General features: G+C 68.3%; 1 pseudogene. It reads left to right on the forward strand.

Features of this window, described 5'->3' with window-relative positions:
* Positions 1-391 (forward strand): annotated as a pseudogene (locus KVT45_RS55195) (MFS transporter); the annotation flags it as partial.

Consider the following 391-nt stretch of genomic DNA (forward strand, 5'->3'; position numbering starts at 1 on the left):
ACCGACGGCTCGCCGCTGATCGAGCTGAGCCTGTTCGGCTACAAGTCGTTCACCGGCGGCCTCCTGGTCAACCTGCTATTCATGGGCGGCGTCATCGGATTCTTCCTGGTGTTCACCCTCTACATGCAAGTCGGCCTCGGGTTCTCAGTCCTCCGGTCCGGGCTCACCGGCATCCCGTGGGGCGCCCTTGTCCCGGTGTTCGCCGGTGTGGGCGCCGGCGTCCTAGCCCCCAAGGTCGGTCGGCCGGTTATGCAGATCGGCCTGGTGCTGACCATCGCCGTGCTGGTGTGGCTGGTCTGGATCGTCGGGCGCGGGGACGTCACCTCGCTGAAGACGGCCCCGGCCCTGGCACTCGGAGGTGCCGGCATGGGCCTGGTGGTCGCTCCGCTGC

This window comes from Streptomyces sp. GbtcB6 (genome assembly GCF_019091475.1).
Lineage (GTDB): Bacteria > Actinomycetota > Actinomycetes > Streptomycetales > Streptomycetaceae > Streptomyces > Streptomyces hyaluromycini.